Consider the following 13,827-nt stretch of genomic DNA (forward strand, 5'->3'; position numbering starts at 1 on the left):
GCTTTCCTCCTATTTACACAATATATTTCCCGCGATTTATAATAGCTTTCGCAATTTCTCTCTTCTTCGTAAATACGTTCGTGTATAAAGGCACTAATAATTGACGGATTTCAGCTAAAATCACATGTCTATCTTGTTCTTCTGTGACAGCCGCTGAAAGTACAGAAATCGCCGCTTCTTCTACTTTACGGTATCCTTCTTCACAAATAACATCCGTTATTAATTGCTTCGTACGTTCTTTTTCCTCACCATTTTTACTTACCGCTTTTCTCGTACGTAAAAACGCTGATTCCATGACGTACACGTCCGTCAACATATTTGAAATTACACGTGAATATTCTTGTTCTTGGTCAATTTTTAGGTCTGGAGTTTTAGAGAGCGTTTTCAAAGATTGTTTCAACAATTTTTTCGCTAATAAAATGTAACGATGGTTTCTTTCTACATTTGCTACATCACTTTCTACTTCAGTATCTTCTAATTGTTCGATTTGCTTCATTAACATTTTGGCAACTGTTAATCTATTAATTTCGTTCGTTCCTTCAAAAATACGACTAATTCTAGCATCACGATATAATCGTTCTACCTCATACTCTTGCATATAACCGTAACCACCATGAATTTGTACAGCTTCATCTACGATATAAGCAAGTGTTTCAGAAGCATTTACTTTATTCAGTGCACATTCAATTGCAAATTGGGACATTTTCTTCATAAGATCTTCATCGCTCTCATGAATTGCTTCATCGATTACACCTGCCGTACGATAAGCTGCACTTTCGGCTCCATATGTAGCAATGATCATATTTGCAATTTTCTCTTGAATCATCGTAAAGTCTACTAATTCCGTTTGGAACTGTTTTCGCTCTTTTCCATATTGAACCGACAAACCAATTGCTTGTTTTGCTGTTCCAATATTTCCAAAAGCAAGTTTAAGTCTAGCAAAGTTAAGAATATTAAGGGCTACGTGATGCCCTTTCCCAACTTCCCCTAAAACATTTTCAGCAGGGATGACAACATCTTCTAAAATAAGAGTCGCTGTTGAAGAACCTTTAATCCCCATTTTCTTTTCTTCTAATCCAATAGATACACCTTCACATGTTCTTTCGACAATAAACGCTGTCATTCCTTTATTTGTCTTCGCAAAAACAACGTATACATCTGCCATATGAGCATTTGTAATCCATTGCTTCTCACCATTTAACTTCCAAGCTGTTCCCTCTTCATTCAATACGGCGCTTGTTTTTGCACTTAATGCATCCGAACCAGCATTTGGCTCTGTTAAAGCATAAGCCCCAATCCATTCTCCCGATGCGATTTTCGGTAAATATTTTTCTTTTTGCTCTTTCGTTCCATAATATATGTAAGGCAATGTACCGACACCAGCGTGTATATTAAAAGAAACGCTAAACGCACCAGCGTAACCCATTTTCTCTGCTACAAGACCTGAGACAGCCTTTCCTAACTCGAACCCGCCATAATCTTCTGGTACCTCAATGCCTAATAATCCAAGTTCCCCAGCTTTCTCAAATAATTGACGAGAAACTTTATAGTTATGTTGTTCAATATTCTCCATTTGTGGAACAATTTCTTGTTTAACGAATTGTTCTGTCGTTTTTGCGATTAAATCTTCATCACCTGAAAAATCTTCTGGTGTAAAGTAAGTATGATTTATATCTTTATTAAGTGAAAAGAATTCATCCCATGGTAACTTCGTTTTCTCCATATGTATCCCCCTATCATTCGGCTTTCATAGCTTTTTGCTTATGCTCGTCTACGATGAGTGGAATATCTTTTTTGAAAATAGAAGGCGATGATTTTTCACATCAAGCATTTTATTTTGCCAAAGATGTATTTTCATCGCCTTCGCTGCTTTATCTATTGATCTTCTGATAATACTGTTTTTGCAATACCAGTATCTAACTCTTCAAAGTCATGATATGAAATTGTTTCGTATAATTCACTTCTCGTTTGCATATTAGAAAGTGCATCTTTTTGAGAACCTGTTTCTTTAATTAAAGCAAACACATTTTCATACGCTTTCGCTGCAACGCGAAGTGAAGTTACAGGATAAATAACCATTTGGAAACCCATATTCGCAAATTTCTCTGCACTATAATATGGAGTTTTTCCGAATTCAGTCATATTCGCAAGCAAAGGTGCATTTACCTTACTATTAAATAGACGGAATTCTTCCTCTGATTGAAGCGCTTCAGGGAAAATTGCGTCTGCACCTGCTTTTACATATGCATTTGCTCTTTCAATTGCTTCATCTAATCCTTCAACGCCACGAGCATCAGTACGTGCTACAATGTATAAGCTCGGTGCAACTTCTTTAATCGCTTTAATTTTTTGAACCAATTCTTCTGTAGTAACAAGTTTCTTACCATTTAAATGTCCACATTTTTTTGGTAATTGCTGATCTTCAATTTGGACAGCTGCTACTTTCGCTTCCACCATTTCTACAGCTGTTCTCGCCACATTTAGTACACCACCAAATCCTGTATCAATGTCAACAAGAACAGGTAAGTCTGTAGCTCTTACTAAATCTCTTGCTCTCTCAGCCACTTCAGTAGACGTCACGATACCTAAATCTGGTAAACCTTTACTTGCAGTATAAGCAGCTCCTGATAAATAAAGAGCTGAAAAACCTGTATTTTTCGCAACAAGAGCTGCCATTGCATCATGAGCACCTGGAATTTGCAAAATTTCATTTGCTTCTACTAAAGCTCGGAATCGATTCGCAAGCTCCTCTTGTGTTGACTGTTTTTTCACAACCCAAGCCATTCTAAATTCCCCCCCTATTATTAAATTAAGAATAGATCTACAAATTCGTTTACATTCATATTTTCTAGTTTTTCTTCATTTAAACAAACTTCATGAATTTGTTCTTGTTGCTTACTAGAATAATGACCTGCCATATTTGCAGTGAATTTTTGAACAACTTTTGGAATTGCTTCGTCTCTACGGAAGCGGTGACCAAGCGGATATTCACATTCCACATTTTCTGTTACTGTGCCATCTTTAAAGTGAACTTGAACAGCGTTGGCGATTGAGCGCTTGTTCGGGTCAAGGTAATCTAAACTGTACTGTTTGTTTTCAACAACAACCATCTTATTACGTAATTCATCTACACGTGGATCGTTTGCTACTGCATCTTCATAATCGTCTGCAACGATATCTCCTTTTAATAAACCAATTGCCGTAATGTATTGTAAGCAATGATCACGATCAGCTGGGTTATTTAATGGACCTTCTTTATCAATAATACGAATTGCTGATTCATGAGTTGTAATTGTAATACGGTCAATTTCATCTAATCTCTCTTTAATTTCCGGATGCAACTTCACTGCACATTCTGCAGCCGTTTGTGCATGGAATTCTGCTGGATATGACACTTTAAATAATACATTTTCCATTACATATGACTCTAGTGGTCTTGCTAATTTTAATTCTTGTTTATTGAATAATACATCTTGGAATCCCCATCCTGGCGCAGATAATGCTGTTGGATAACCCATTTCACCTTTTAGAGCAGTCATTGCAAGATGAACACCGCGGCTCGTTGCGTCACCTGCAGCCCATGATTTACGTGAGCCCGTATTTGGAGCATGACGATATGTACGAAGACTAGAATTATCAATCCACGCATGTGATAATGCATTAAAGATTTCTTCACGTGTTCCGCCAAGCATTTTCGCAACTACTGCAGTTGTTGCTACTTTTACATATAATACATGGTCAAGACCAACTCTGTTTAAGCTGTTTTCTAAAGCAAGCACGCCTTGAATTTCATGTGCTTTAATCATCATTTCTAATACTTCACGTACTTTTAAAGCTTCTTTTCCTTCTGAAATACGAACACGGCTAATATAATCTGCAACTGCTAAAATTCCGCCTAGGTTATCAGATGGATGTCCCCACTCTGCTGCAAGCCAAGTATCGTTATAGTCTAACCAACGGATCATACATCCGATATTAAATGCACCTTTTACTGGATCTAGTACATAAGACGTACCTGGTACACGTGTACCATTTGGCACGATTGTTCCTGGCACAACTGGTCCTAGTAATTTCGTACATTCTGGATATTGCAGTGCTAAAATTCCACATCCAAGTGTATCAAGTAATACGTAACGAGCTGTACTGAATGCTTCTGCACTAGTAACCTCTTTATTTAATACATAATCGGTAATCTCTTCTAATAATGCATCTTTTTGCTTAATTTCATTTGTTTTAATCATGCTATTCTTCCCTTTCTGTCGAAAATTCGTTATTATTAATGATGGGTGTCGGTCAAACACCCATCTGGCGGGCGGCGCTAACAACTCCCCAGTTGTTCTTATTTACTAAGTACATGTCGCTCGCCAATATAATTTACACGAGGACGGAACAAACGATTATTTGCATGTTGCTCAATAACGTGCGCACATAACCCCACTGTTCTAGAGCTAAAGAAGATTGGTGTGTAAAGTTGAATTGGAATACCTAGCATCCAATATACTGGAGCTGCATAATAATCAAGATTTGGATAAATTCCTTTTTCTTTTTCCATAATCTTTTCTCCAGCTTCACACATTTCATATAGTGTATAATCACCTTTTACATCACATAACTGTTTTAAAGCTTCCTTCATCATAAGTGCTCTTGGATCCATCTTCTTCATATAAACACGGTGTCCAAAGCCCATAATTTTTTCTTTGTTATATAGTTTCTTCTGTAATAACTCTTCAAATTTCTCAACATTACCAGCTTCTAAAAGCATGTACATAACCGCTTCATTTGCACCGCCATGTAAACTTCCTTTTAAAGATGCAACTGCACCTGTTAAAGCACCGTATAAATCTGATTGTGTTGATGCAATAACGCGAGCTGTAAATGTAGAGTTTGGCATTTCATGCTCACTATATAAAACAAGGGAACGATCAAAGATCTTTTCCTCAAGTTCAGTTGGTTTTTTACCAGTTAACATATAGAAGAAATTCGCACTATAAGATAATTCTTTAAGAGGTTCAATTGGCTCCTCATTATTTAAAATATGATAGCTATTCGCTACAATGTTTGGCACTTTACTTAACAGCTTGTACCCTCGGCTTTTATTCACTTCTAACGAGCGGTTTTCGATATCATTATCGTAACCAGCTAACGCTGACACACCTGTACGTAATCCATCCATGGGATGCGTCTCTTTAGGCAATGCCTTTAGTACGTTGAATACACCTTCTGGTACTGCATATTCTTCTTTTAATTTCTTTTCAAGTGTTACTTTTTCATCTTCATTCGGTAGGTGTTCCTCCAATAAAAGGTGCACAATGTCTAAATACTCTTTTGTTTTTGAGAGTTCGATTAAGTCATACCCTTGAATTACAATTTCACCTTTTACTGTGTCAAGAAACGAGATTTTCGTCTCCGCTGCCACTATACCATCTAATCCCGGGGAAAATTTCTCTTCAGCTTTCATCATTATTTCCTCCAATCCTAATAGATCTTCGTGCACATAACTGTAAGCCTTTACAATATTGTGAAACTACATTTCTATTTCAATGTATCAGAGTTTTTAGAAGATTTCAATTTATTTTATAATGATAAGTTTCCTACACTTTTCTTACTGTAACAATACAATTTTTTGAAAATAATTCTTATATTTTATAAAGAAAGGATAGACTTCTTTGCGTATTTTCAAAAACAAGATATAAAGATTTTTCATATAACACCGCCAAATATACAATTATTCTAATTTTATTTGAGAAATAGAAAAAACGAGCTGTACATAAATACAGCTCGTTACTATATGATATTTATTTCACTATCTCTTAAATATAATTTTTATATAAAACTTATTCATTTTTAATAAAGTTATTATTTTACATAATTAAATTGAATTTCTTCCATTTCCTCATGATAACTTACAAATAAATCATAGTTTTGAAAATACCAAAGATCATCAGAATCTACAAAAAATATAATACCTTCCTTCTCAACTGACACTATTTCGCCATCGGGTTTCTCAGCAACAACCCCTAAAGAATATCCGGGCTGAATTGAACTATCCCCTCCGTACCTTACAGTAAAACGTACAGATTCACCGTGCTTTATACGTAATTCTTCCTGGAACCATTGCAGAGCTTTACGATCAATTGAAATTCTCATCTTTATTCCTCCAGTTTACGCAAACTCTTTTTTTCCTAATCGTTGTTTTACAAAGAAGACGAAAATAATTAAGGCTATCAATGCTGAAATTGCACTCCCTGAAAATAAAATACGATAACCAAACATTTGTGAAACAATTCCAAGTAAAATAGCACCTAACCCGATTCCTAAATCAAACGCTGTAAAAAATGAAGCATTTGCAACTCCTCTTTTACTCGGATCGACAATTGTAAGCATTGCCGCTTGCAAAGCTGGCTGCGCTGAACCAAATCCAATACCGTATAATGTTGCTGCGATAATTACACCTATCAAACCATTTGAAATAGTTAAAACAACTATAGCTAAAATAGTAATACATAATGCTGGAAGTATAATGAATACTTCTCCATACTTATCTAATAGTTTCCCTGAAATTGGTCTTACAATTGTTAATGCAATTGCATATACAAGAAAGAAAGTTCCCGGGTTTACATGAATTGATGATGCAAATAACGGTAAAAAGGTTGTTATTCCTCCATATGCAAACGATAAAAAGAATACTACAATCGTGATTGTTAATACGGATTTCTCAAATAGCTGAATTTTCCCTTTTTCTTTTTGTGGCGTAAATGGGATCTTCGTTATTAATGATAATACGACTGCCATAAAAGATAACAACGTCGCTAATAAAAATAGACCATCAAATGAATAATTTTGCACAACCCATAATCCAATCATAGGTCCGATCGCCATTGCAATTGTCATCGCCATCCCGTACCAACCCATACCTTCACCGCGGCGTGAATCTGGAATAATATCCGTTATTGCTGTTCCAACAGCTGTTGTAGAAACAGCCCATGTTACTCCGTGAATAACACGTAAAACAGCTAAAAGGACAATAGTCGATGCTATATTATAGGAATACATCGTTAAGCCAAAAAAGATGAGTCCGAAAATAATAAAGGATCTTCTACCATATTGATCTAACATTCCTCCAATAATCGGTCGTATTACAACAGCAGCTATTGTAAACATCCCCATCATAAGTCCAACTTGCGATTCATTGCCACCTATCTCTTTAATAAAGAGCGGGAGCGTTGGAACAAGTAAATAAAATCCTGTAAATAAAAATAACATTGCGAAAGTCATTTGAATAAATGATTTCGTCCATAATCGTTCCATAAAAATACCTCCATACACTCGTAAAATATTACGATTAACACCCTCATTGTATATTTTTTTTATCTCTTTTCCCTCCGCAAATAGACGTATCTTTTCATATTAAATAGTCCACCATCAGCTTACATTAGTCTTAAGACTTTGTACGCATATTTTAAACGAAAGTCCTATATATGTACCTTTATACGTGTGAAAAGAATATACTAATTTATTATCACAACTTAGGAGTGATTATTTTATGTGGGTATTATCATCAAGAGTAACTGTCGCGGTTCCTTCGATACCCGAAATACATGCCCCCGCCGTTCATACAGCAAGTTCCGATGTCGGCATTGAACTTCCAGCAATTTGGCAACAATACCAATCACCAGGTCAAGCTACCCCTTCATTTTGGCATCATGGTGCCCATCCAAGTAGCACTACCTTTTATCATCCTAGCCACGCTCCACTACCTCAGGCTCAAGTCTTTTATCATTTCCCATCAATTTATTTTCAAAATTTTTATGGTACGTTTAACATTTAAAACACATCATTTCATAGCTACTACATTTAAACGAAAAAAGCACTTAAGATTGTAATTTTCACAAATCTTAAGTGCTTTTTAATATTTTTTATAAATTTTTCTTATTGCCCATTATTAGCAGGGGTCTCTCCTGCATTACCGCCAGTCTCTGGTTGTGTGGTCGCTGGTGGAGTTGTATTTCCTTGACCTCCTCCGTTATTTGCTGGAGGTGTCGTATTTCCTTGACCTCCTCCATTATTTGCTGGAGGTGTCGTATTTCCTTGACCTCCTCCATTATTTGCTGGAGGTGTCGTATTTCCTTGACCTCCTCCGTTATTTGCTGGAGGTGTCGTATTTCCTTGACCTCCTCCGTTATTTGCTGGAGGTGTCGTTCCTTGGCCATTTCCATTATTTTGTTCTTCTTGTTTCTTTTGCTCTTCTAGTTTCTTTTGTTCTTCTTGCTTCTTAAGTTCCTCTTGTTTCTTTTGTTCTTCTTGTTTTTTCAGTTCTTCTTGTTTCTTTAATTCTTCTTGCTTTTTCTCTTCTTCAGTTTTTTGCTGTTGATCTTGTTTTGGTTGCTCCGTTGTATCCGGTACGCTAGTATTTGGCGATGAATCACGTTTTTCACCTTTTATACGTAGCTCACTACCTTCTTGAATAACACTACTTGGCATTTTAAAGCGTGATTTATCTGTAGCCATTTCGCTCATCATTTCTTTAAAGATCAACTGTGCAATTTTCGTATTTTTACTACTAATATACTCGTCTTTACCATCTTTCATATACCCAGTCCATACTGCCATCGTATATTGCGGTGTATATCCAGCGAACCAACTATCACGAGTTGCACTTTCTGGAATTTTATATTGAGCTAATTGCTTTGATGAATAGTTTGTCGTACCCGTTTTACCAGCTACATCTAAAGAGCCTACATTTGCCGATGTACCAGTACCTGATGTAACTACAGAACGAAGCATATCAGTAATCATGTATGCTGTAGAATCTGTCATAACTTGTTTTGGTTTTTGTCCAAAACTTTGTGACTTACCGTCTGGATAAACGACTTTCTTAACAAAATGCGGTTTCGTATATTTACCTTCATTACCAAATGCCGCATAAGCACCCGCTATTTCAGTTGGCGATACTTCATTTGTACCAATCGCTGTCGATTCTGTCGGTGCTGTATTAAATGTAATACCTAGTTTCTCAGAGAATTCTTTCGATTTACTAATCCCTACTTCTTTTGCAGTTTTAATTGCAGGAATATTACGCGACATTTTTAATGCTTCACGCATTGTAATTGGACCCATATGACTTCTATCTGCATTTCGTACTTCTTGTCCCGTTGAATACTTAAATGGAGAGTCATCAATTTGATGGTACGTAGCCCATTTTAAATATTCAATTGCAGGAGCGTAGTCGAAAATCGGCTTCATCGTTGAACCAGCTGCACGATCTAATTCAATTGCCATATTATGCCCTTTAAATACAGCTTTATTTTCTCCACGGCCACTACCTATAGCACGAACTTCTCCTGTTTTCGTATCCATAAATGTGAATGCACCTTGGAATTTATCGTTCGGATAATCAATGATATTATTATTTAAAATATTATCTGCAAGTTTCTGTGCTTTCGGATCTAACGTTGTATAAATTTCTAAACCGTCAGAACCGATATTAGCATCTGGTAATTCTTTTTCTACTTCTTTCACAACTGCATCCATAAATGCAGGGTATGGCATTGTTTGTAGTTGAGCTGCAGGCTTAAGCCCCTTTTCTACGTCAACTTTTGATGCTTCTTCCATTTCCTGTTTTGTTATATATCCATGTCGGTTCATTAAACTTAGAACAACATTTCTTCTTTCTGTTGCTTTTTGAACATTTTCTTTTTTCGTTGGATCATAGTTATTCGGTGCTTTCGGTAAACCTGCAAGCATCGCAACTTCTGGTAATGTTAAGTCCTTCAATTCTTTACCATAGTAGTTTTGTGCTGCTGTTGCGATCCCATATGAACGGTTTCCTAAGTTAATTTTATTTAAGTACATCTCTAATATTTCATGTTTTGAATACTGTTGTTCTAGCTTATAAGCTAAATATATTTCTTGCGCCTTACGCTTTGGTGTTTTGTCCATTGATAAGAAGTAGTTTTTTATAACTTGCTGTGTTATCGTACTTCCACCTTGAGAACCATAATCCCCTTTAAGACTTACTAGAACAGCACGGGCAGTACCTTTAAAATCTACTCCGCTATGCTCATAAAAACGTGAATCTTCTGTCGCTAAAAATGCATTTTCTACTAATTTAGGTATTTGCTCATACGTAACATTCGTCCTTTTTTCTTTTCCATATTCATATACCAAATCCCCGTTTTTATCATAAATTTTTGAGGATAACGGATTAACAAGTTTTGCTTTCTCAAGTTTTGGTGCATCCTTAATCATTACGAAAAAGGTAGCAACCCCTGCCACTAAACCAACAATACCAAGTAATAAACAAGTAATTAAAAACTTGCGAAAGAATGATGTTTTACCTTTTGGCTTTTGTGTTTTAGAAGCTGGTTGTTTTTTCTTTTTAACTTGTCGTCGTTCCTCTCGAGAACGATAATTTTCTGACATGTTACTTTCTCCTGCCTTTCAATTCTCCCGTTGATTTACTTAAAAATATTGAGGTCACTTTCTAAAATAAATTTGATTAAGAAAGTATATTGACCTGGAGCATTCAATATTTTCCCAATTCACAGATTATAAATTTTAGAATACTTCTTATACAAACTATTTTCACTTCTATTTTTCCTAATAACGCTGCCCCTTGAAGCATAGAATGTAAAAAGTGAATTTTTAATACCTCGTATAAATAATATACCTTTTTTCAAATGGTCAATATTTTCTTATTTATAAATCAAAGGTGAAATAAAAATAGCACAACGATATGTACTTCGTGTGAACTTCCTTATAATTACGTATAACAAACATTTAATATATTGCATATAAGTATAATACCTCTTAAATTATAAGGATTTCAACATCACAACCTCAACATCTACAAAAAGTATTAAAAATAAAAAGTGAGGAGTTGCGTAATGATGAAGCTATCTCCCGTAATTTCAAAAAATATAGTTGCTGTTGGTTATAATTCTTTTTCTATGATTTTGCGAATCCAATTAAAGAATGGTATGTACGATTTCTTTAATGTACCAGAAAGTATTTATACTGGCCTATTACATGCACAATCTAAAAGTTATTATCATAATACTTACATTAAAAATTCTTTCCGCCACACAAAAATCTAAACTTAACACCCACTAAAAAAGAAAGGAGGTTAATCCTCCTTTCTTTTAAAAACATTTTGCAGATGAATTATCTTCGATTCCTCTTATTAATTTCATCATATGCTTGAATTTGTTTTTTCAAACGCCGATCAGCTTTTTTATCATGCACTACAAGAATTGCATGTATAACTCCTGGAACCCAAAATATTAATGTTAATATGAAATTTATGATTGCCTGAATTGGTTTTCCACAAAATAATACAGCAACAGGTGGAAGAAGAATTGCTAATAAATACATCATCCCTTGAAAACTCCTTATTTTGTATTTTATATATCACTTTTCAAAATATACGCAAAAAAACCTACTACCATTTTAATCTTAACCTACCTCTAAAATCAATGTATCTCCTTCTATTTAAATAAGTATTTCAGACTTTTTATTGTTTTCTAGCCTATTTTCTTCCTCTATTGCAGTTACTCCAATTGCAGAAATTAACGTTCCTATCGCTTGTATCCAAATACCAATGAGTGCAATGATTCTCTCATCCTTCTTATCAAAAATACTATCTTCATTTTCTCTCTCATCTTTCAATACATTTGAAACACCTTGATACGCTTGTAATCCAGCCCCTAAGCTTTGCATGGAGTTACCCAGTATAATAATTTTCTGTAATACATTTATACCCAACAAAGCTGCTTCTACTCCTAAAAAAGCACCGATCGATTGTAAACTGTTCCCTGTAATGATAAGATAATCATTTTCTTTCAATTGTTCATTTATATTAAAATATGTTCCTATTACATTTGATATATTGCCTAATGCTAATAATTCAATTCCTATTTGATCAAGTAATTTACTTTGATTCTCTAAGCCTATATTTTGATTTTCTCTTTTTTCTTCCCCATCATCATAATTGCTCGCAATGATTTGTAATATATATCCGAGGGCTTGTAATGAGCTTCCTACAATAACAAGATCCGATTCAACTTTCTCTTCTCCAATAAATCCTCTTGTCGTTCCAATAGCAGCTGTAAGATTCCCTCCCACTTGAAACCATGCCCCTGTCACTTTTAAACTGCTTGGATTCATTTTTATCACCTATTTAAATATTTTCTAAAGCTTTCAAAACAAACAAATCTCACCCTTAATCTTTTATTTTATTTTTTAGATGTAATTTTGTGAATGATATAATGTGCTACTAATATAAAAGCACCTTAAAGGTGCTTTTTATATGCATGCTGGGCATGTCAATGAATCTCCATTTTTATCTATTGTTATATTCAATATATATTCAATTGCTTTATGTGACCAAGTTTCAGGTGTAGGCGATTCATTTATATATTGTGGCGCACATGACTTCAGCATTGGAGTACTAATACTCCCTCCAGGATCTAAAGCAAGTACAGCCATGCCATGGGGTAATTCCAGGGCCATAGATTTAGTGATACCTTCAATAGCAAATTTCGAGGCACAATATGGCGCAAGCTCAGCCTCACCTTCTCTCCCCCAACTAGAACTCATATTAATGATAATTCCTTCTTTCCTAGCTACCATCGCTGGAACAAATGCTCTTATTACATTTACTACACCATTCACGTTTACATTCATTACATTTTCGAATTCTTGAGCCGTAATTTTCCAAAGTTGTGCATTTTGATTTACAATCGATGCATTATTTATTATCATATCGGGAGCTGTATGTGTATTAAGTATATAATTTGCCCAATTGTTAACTTGCTGAGAATCTGAAACATCAATTACTTGGAAATCATGTATTTTACTGTACTGTTTTTTTAGTTCTTCAATTTTATCTTTTGAACGTCCACAACCATATATGTTCCACCCTAATTCATGAAATCGATCAACCATCGCACGCCCTAACCCTTGTGTCACGCCTGTAATAATTACAGATTTACTAATTTCTTTTCGCTTCATTTCTCTCATCCTCCTTCCCTATATCTTACTCTCTTCATTTTTATTCAGCGATTTACTATAGTATTAACTCAACTCATACTTTAGTAATGGTTTTGATATTGTATACATAAACAAAAAGTAACCATCATGGTTACTTTTTGCTATATATCTAAAAATTCATTGTTTATTTCATTATTGTTTTTATATTTCAACTTCTCTTTCCACATTTCTCACACTGGTAAATATAAACTACACCTAATGTACCTTTTTAAAATCCTCATTATCCTGCATCTTAATAAAAATATATTTATGTTTACAATGCGATTCACCCAAATAATTTTTAAACCACTTTTTCAACACAACACATTCCACCTTTGTGATAGAACCTTTATTTAGCTGCTTTATTACATACTTTTATTTAAATGTTCAATCTCATCTTGCAACTTTTTAAATTGCTCAAAATGCATGGTAATAGATTGGCTACTACCATAATCAACATTTTGTTTCACTAATATAACACCCGTATCATGAAAAAGCGCTTCAAGTTCTTTCCTAATAGACACTTTCGCAATATGAGCTGTTTTAATTGCAGATAAAATTGCAATTTCATTAAACTTTAATTTTATTTCATTTGGACAAAATGCGTCTTCAACTAATATAACTTCATTACTATAAATTAGTGCAACAAGATTACTTGATTTGGCATCTGTTAAATCAACTTTTTCATAATATCTTTCATTACATTTTGCCTCCTTTATTTTCATATATATCAATTATACAAATTTTTTAAAAAATTACTCAACTTTATTATATTAATTTTAACACACTTTTATTGAA

Annotated in this window: 13 protein-coding genes and 1 pseudogene; 2 read left to right on the forward strand and 12 right to left on the reverse strand. The window is 34.6% G+C overall.

Features of this window, described 5'->3' with window-relative positions:
- Window positions 1-13: 13 nt before the first annotated feature.
- The 6 genes from IQ781_RS04085 to IQ781_RS04110 all read right to left on the reverse strand — a co-directional run bounded on the left by IQ781_RS04085 (window position 14) and on the right by IQ781_RS04110 (window position 7,308).
- Complete coding sequence (locus tag IQ781_RS04085) at window positions 14-1,723, reverse strand: acyl-CoA dehydrogenase family protein (protein ID WP_139846925.1); 1,710 nt, start codon at window positions 1,721-1,723, stop codon at window positions 14-16.
- Window positions 1,724-1,875: 152 nt separating this feature from the next.
- Window positions 1,876-2,784: a methylisocitrate lyase gene (gene prpB, locus IQ781_RS04090; protein WP_139846924.1), complete on the reverse strand. Its 909-nt coding sequence runs from the start codon at window positions 2,782-2,784 to the stop codon at window positions 1,876-1,878.
- Window positions 2,785-2,804: 20 nt separating this feature from the next.
- Window positions 2,805-4,241 (reverse strand): 2-methylcitrate dehydratase, encoded by a 1,437-nt coding sequence (gene prpD / locus IQ781_RS04095; protein WP_000598123.1) that lies wholly within the window; start codon window positions 4,239-4,241, stop codon window positions 2,805-2,807.
- A gap of 98 nt (window positions 4,242-4,339) precedes the next feature.
- Window positions 4,340-5,461, reverse strand: coding sequence for a citrate synthase (gene mmgD / locus IQ781_RS04100; protein ID WP_002041090.1), 1,122 nt, complete (start codon window positions 5,459-5,461; stop codon window positions 4,340-4,342).
- 395 nt (window positions 5,462-5,856) lie between these two features.
- Window positions 5,857-6,147 (reverse strand): HesB/YadR/YfhF family protein, encoded by a 291-nt coding sequence (locus IQ781_RS04105; protein WP_001222842.1) that lies wholly within the window; start codon window positions 6,145-6,147, stop codon window positions 5,857-5,859.
- A 15-nt stretch (window positions 6,148-6,162) separates the two neighbouring features.
- Window positions 6,163-7,308, reverse strand: coding sequence for an MFS transporter (locus tag IQ781_RS04110; protein ID WP_063219985.1), 1,146 nt, complete (start codon window positions 7,306-7,308; stop codon window positions 6,163-6,165).
- Window positions 7,309-7,543: 235 nt separating this feature from the next.
- Here IQ781_RS04110 and IQ781_RS04115 point away from each other — a divergent pair, with 235 nt between their 5' ends.
- Complete coding sequence (locus IQ781_RS04115) at window positions 7,544-7,828, forward strand: hypothetical protein (RefSeq protein WP_000270101.1); 285 nt, start codon at window positions 7,544-7,546, stop codon at window positions 7,826-7,828.
- Window positions 7,829-7,929: 101 nt separating this feature from the next.
- Here IQ781_RS04115 and IQ781_RS04120 read toward each other — a convergent pair whose 3' ends face one another.
- On the reverse strand, window positions 7,930-10,422 hold the full coding sequence (locus tag IQ781_RS04120) for a PBP1A family penicillin-binding protein (protein ID WP_001293963.1): 2,493 nt from the start codon (window positions 10,420-10,422) through the stop codon (window positions 7,930-7,932).
- Window positions 10,423-10,886: 464 nt separating this feature from the next.
- On the opposite strand from IQ781_RS04120, the gene IQ781_RS04125 reads away from it, so the two are divergent.
- Window positions 10,887-11,096, forward strand: a complete 210-nt coding sequence (locus IQ781_RS04125) for a KTSC domain-containing protein (RefSeq protein ID WP_242808227.1) — start codon at window positions 10,887-10,889, stop codon at window positions 11,094-11,096.
- 67 nt (window positions 11,097-11,163) lie between these two features.
- Here the strand turns inward: IQ781_RS04125 and IQ781_RS04130 are convergent, their stop codons facing one another.
- The 5 genes and pseudogenes from IQ781_RS04130 to IQ781_RS04150 form a co-directional block, all read right to left on the reverse strand.
- On the reverse strand, window positions 11,164-11,376 hold the full coding sequence (locus IQ781_RS04130) for a YqaE/Pmp3 family membrane protein (protein WP_000990233.1): 213 nt from the start codon (window positions 11,374-11,376) through the stop codon (window positions 11,164-11,166).
- A gap of 114 nt (window positions 11,377-11,490) precedes the next feature.
- Window positions 11,491-12,165: a DUF6944 family repetitive protein gene (locus tag IQ781_RS04135; RefSeq protein WP_065211752.1), complete on the reverse strand. Its 675-nt coding sequence runs from the start codon at window positions 12,163-12,165 to the stop codon at window positions 11,491-11,493.
- A gap of 138 nt (window positions 12,166-12,303) precedes the next feature.
- The gene (locus IQ781_RS04140; protein ID WP_000823061.1) at window positions 12,304-13,011 is read right to left on the reverse strand and encodes an SDR family oxidoreductase; all 708 of its coding nucleotides are present in this window, start codon (window positions 13,009-13,011) and stop codon (window positions 12,304-12,306) included.
- Window positions 13,012-13,151: 140 nt separating this feature from the next.
- Window positions 13,152-13,350: pseudogene (locus IQ781_RS04145) on the reverse strand (hypothetical protein).
- A gap of 44 nt (window positions 13,351-13,394) precedes the next feature.
- On the reverse strand, window positions 13,395-13,754 hold the full coding sequence (locus tag IQ781_RS04150; RefSeq protein ID WP_236784309.1) for a hypothetical protein: 360 nt from the start codon (window positions 13,752-13,754) through the stop codon (window positions 13,395-13,397).
- Window positions 13,755-13,827: the final 73 nt, after the last annotated feature.

The organism is Bacillus sp. N447-1 (genome assembly GCF_022701035.1).
Classification (GTDB): Bacteria; Bacillota; Bacilli; order Bacillales; family Bacillaceae_G; genus Bacillus_A; species Bacillus_A cereus.